Genomic DNA, 4,420 nt, shown 5'->3' with positions numbered 1-4,420 from the left:
GTAGCGGTGAAATGCGTAGAGATGTGGAGGAATACCGGTGGCGAAGGCGGCCTTCTGGACAGATACTGACGCTGAGATGCGAAAGCGTGGGGAGCAAACAGGATTAGATACCCTGGTAGTCCACGCTGTAAACGATGTCGATTTGGAGTTTGTTGCCTAGAGTGATGGGCTCCGAAGCTAACGCGATAAATCGACCGCCTGGGGAGTACGGCCGCAAGGTTAAAACTCAAATGAATTGACGGGGGCCCGCACAAGCGGTGGAGCATGTGGTTTAATTCGATGCAACGCGAAGAACCTTACCTGGTCTTGACATCCACAGAATCTTGTAGAGATACGAGAGTGCCTTCGGGAACTGTGAGACAGGTGCTGCATGGCTGTCGTCAGCTCGTGTTGTGAAATGTTGGGTTAAGTCCCGCAACGAGCGCAACCCTTATCCTTTGTTGCCATCGATTCGGTCGGGAACTCAAAGGAGACTGCCGTTGATAAAGCGGAGGAAGGTGGGGACGACGTCAAGTCATCATGGCCCTTACGACCAGGGCTACACACGTGCTACAATGGCGTATACAAAGGGAGGCGACCTCGCGAGAGTAAGCGGACCTCACAAAGTACGTCTAAGTCCGGATTGGAGTCTGCAACTCGACTCCATGAAGTCGGAATCGCTAGTAATCGTGAATCAGAATGTCACGGTGAATACGTTCCCGGGCCTTGTACACACCGCCCGTCACACCATGGGAGTGGGTTGCACCAGAAGTAGATAGCTTAACCTTCGGGAGGGCGTTTACCACGGTGTGGTTCATGACTGGGGTGAAGTCGTAACAAGGTAACCGTAGGGGAACCTGCGGTTGGATCACCTCCTTACGAAGTGCTTGTAAGTGTTCACACAGATTGTTTGTTTGGAAGAGAAATAATTAAGTCCCCTTCGTCTAGAGGCCTAGGACATCGCCCTTTCACGGCGGTAACAGGGGTTCGAATCCCCTAGGGGACGCCATAAAATGTGATGAAATTATTTTTCTAAAATTATGTTTGTATTTACTTGATTTAGTGGTTTAAGTGAATAGAAAGATAAAGCTCTTTAACAATTAGGAACAAGCTGAAAGAAACGAGTTCTCGTTTTTATGAAAAGCTTTTTATTATAGATTGAGTTGAGGTTTGTTGAACTTCAATTGAATAATCTAAACAAAAAGAGAATAAGTAAGAAAGAGAAGAAAGCGTAATTTAAACTAAGACAACTGTGAGTTGTAAGGTTAAGAAATTAAGCGTACACGGTGGATGCCTAGGCAATCAGAGGCGAAGAAGGACGTGTTAATCTGCGAAAAGCGACGGTAAGCTGATAAAAAGCGTAATAGCCGTCGATGTCCGAATGGGGAAACCCAGTGTGGGTAACCACACTATCATCTAATGAATTCATAGTTAGATGAGGCGAACCGGGAGAACTGAAACATCTAAGTACCCCGAGGAAAAGAAATCAACCGAGATTCCCTGAGTAGCGGCGAGCGAAAGGGGAGCAGCCCAAGCGGGTAGCATAAAGTATTAGTGGAAGCGTTTGGAAAGTCGCACGATAGAGGGTGAAAGTCCCGTACACGAAGGTACGTTATGTGGAAGCTTATAGAGTAGGGCGGGACACGTGATATCCTGTCTGAAGAAGGGGGGACCATCCTCCAAGGCTAAATACTCCTGATTGACCGATAGTGAACCAGTACCGTGAGGGAAAGGCGAAAAGAACCCCGGGAGGGGAGTGAAATAGACCCTGAAACCGTGTACGTACAATCAGTGGGAGCTGTTACCGTTGGGTAATAGTGACTGCGTACCTTTTGTATAATGGGTCAGCGACTTATATTCTGTAGCAAGGTTAACCGAATAGGGGAGCCGAAGGGAAACCGAGTATTAACTGTGCGTTAAGTTGCAGGGTATAGACCCGAAACCCGGTGATCTAGCCATGGGCAGGTTGAAGGTTGGTTAACACTAACTGGAGGACCGAACCGACTAATGTTGAAAAATTAGCGGATGACCTGTGGCTGGGGGTGAAAGGCCAATCAAACCGGGAGATAGCTGGTTCTCCCCGAAAGCTATTTAGGTAGCGCCTCATGAGTGACTGTTGGGGGTAGAGCACTGTTTCGGCTAGGGGGCCATCCCGGCTTACCAACCCGATGCAAACTCCGAATACTGACAAGTTGAATCATGGGAGACACACGGCGGGTGCTAACGTTCGTCGTGAAGAGGGAAACAACCCAGACCGCCAGCTAAGGTCCCAAAGTCATAGTTAAGTGGGAAACGAAGTGGGAAGGCTTAGACAGCTAGGATGTTGGCTTAGAAGCAGCCATCATTTAAAGAAAGCGTAATAGCTCACTAGTCGAGTCGGCCTGCGCGGAAGATGTAACGGGGCTAAAACTATGCACCGAAGCTGCGGCAGTGCACGCAAGTGTATTGGGTAGGGGAGCGTTCTGTAAGCCGTAGAAGGTGTGTTGTGAGGCATGCTGGAGGTATCAGAAGTGCGAATGCTGACATAAGTAACGATAAAGCGGGTGAAAAGCCCGCTCGCCGGAAGACCAAGGGTTCCTGTCCAACGTTAATCGGGGCAGGGTGAGTCGACCCCTAAGGAGAGGCCGAAGGGCGTATCTGATGGGAAACGGGTTAATATTCCCGTACTGGCTATAACTGCGATGGGGTGACGAAGAAGGCTAGGTTTACCACCTATTGGATGGTGGGTTAAGCGTGTAGGGGTGTGATTAGGCAAATCCGGTCACTAAAACTCTGAGGCGTGATGACGAGCTGCTAAGGCAGTGAAGTAATTGATGCCCTGCTTCCAGGAAAATCCTCTAAGCTTCAGGTTATAGGTAATCGTACCCGAAACCGACACAGGTGGTCAGGTAGAGAATACTCAGGCGCTTGAGAGAACTCGGGTGAAGGAACTAGGCAAAATGGTGCCGTAACTTCGGGAGAAGGCACGCTGATATGTAATTGAAATCCCGTGCGGACGTAGGTGAAATCAGTCGAAGATACCAGCTGGCTGCAACTGTTTAATAAAAACACAGCACTGTGCAAACACGAAAGTGGACGTATACGGTGTGACGCCTGCCCGGTGCTGGAAGGTTAATTGATGGGGTTATGCGCATGCAGAAGCTCCTGATCGAAGCCCCAGTAAACGGCGGCCGTAACTATAACGGTCCTAAGGTAGCGAAATTCCTTGTCGGGTAAGTTCCGACCTGCACGAATGGCGTAATGATGGCCAGGCTGTCTCCACCCGAGACTCAGTGAAATTGAAATTGCCGTGAAGATGCGGTGTACCCGTGGCAAGACGGAAAGACCCCGTGAACCTTTACTATAGCTTGACAGTGAACATTGAGCCTTAATGTGTAGGATAGGTGGGAGGCAAAGAAGCACGCACGCCAGTGTGTGTGGAGTCGACCTTGAAATACCACCCTTTAATGTTTGATGTTCTAACCTATACTTCTGAATCGAGGTAAGGGACACTGTCTGGTGGGTAGTTTGACTGGGGCGGTCTCCTCCCAAAGAGTAACGGAGGAGCACGAAGGTTAGCTAATCCTGGTCGGACATCAGGAGGTTAGTGCAATGGCAAAAGCTAGCTTGACTGCGAGAGTGACGGCTCGAGCAGGTACGAAAGTAGGTCATAGTGATCCGGTGGTTCTGAATGGAAGGGCCATCGCTCAACGGATAAAAGGTACTCCGGGGATAACAGGCTGATACCGCCCAAGAGTTCATATCGACGGCGGTGTTTGGCACCTCGATGTCGGCTCATCACATCCTGGGGCTGAAGTAGGTCCCAAGGGTACGGCTGTTCGCCGTTTAAAGTGGTACGCGAGCTGGGTTTAGAACGTCGTGAGACAGTTCGGTCCCTATCTGCCATGGGCGTAGGAAAATTGAGAGGGTTTGCTTCTAGTACGAGAGGACCGAAGTGAACGCACCGCTGGTGTTCGGGTTGTGATGCCAATTGCATTGCCCGGTAGCTACGTGCGGAATAGATAAGTGCTGAAAGCATCTAAGCACGAAACTAGCCTTGAGATGAGTTTTCCCTGAAGAGATTCAGTAAGGTCCGTTTGAGACTAAGACGTAGATAGGTCAGGTGTGTAAGTGTAGTGATACATTGAGCTAACTGATACTAATGAACCGAGAGTCTTAACCTTACAACTCGGAGTTGTTTTGGGTTACGCAGAAGTTATTCCTAGATGAGAAAATCATCGAAAAGAGAATAGAGATTGAAAAAACAGTTTGTTCCGAATTGAGTGATTGTTGTTGATATGAGATAATGGACAGCAATTAAGAAAGAGAGAACAGAATATGTCTGGCGGTAATAGCGCGGTGGTCCCACCTGACCCCATGCCGAACTCAGAAGTGAAACGCCGTAGTGCCGATGGTAGTGTGGGTATTACCCATGTGAGAGTAGGGTGCCGCCAGACTTTTA

At 49.2% G+C, this 4,420-nt stretch carries 1 tRNA gene and 3 rRNA genes; all 4 read left to right on the top strand.

From position 1 onward, the window contains the following. A 16S ribosomal RNA gene (locus tag A9G25_RS02740) occupies positions 1–858 on the top strand; the annotation flags it as partial. A gap of 54 nt (positions 859–912) precedes the next feature. After that, a tRNA-Glu gene (locus tag A9G25_RS02735) sits at positions 913–988 on the top strand. 254 nt (positions 989–1,242) lie between these two features. Further along, positions 1,243–4,142 (top strand): 23S ribosomal RNA (locus A9G25_RS02730). A gap of 157 nt (positions 4,143–4,299) precedes the next feature. Beyond that, a 5S ribosomal RNA gene (gene rrf / locus A9G25_RS02725) occupies positions 4,300–4,415 on the top strand. The last annotated feature ends 5 nt before the right edge of the window (positions 4,416–4,420 follow it).

It is taken from the genome of Gilliamella sp. Bif1-4 (genome assembly GCF_001690535.1).
Lineage (GTDB): Bacteria > Pseudomonadota > Gammaproteobacteria > Enterobacterales > Orbaceae > Gilliamella > Gilliamella bombi.
The sequence above is the reverse complement of the archived record's forward strand: the minus strand, read 5'-3'. Positions and strand labels throughout refer to the sequence as shown.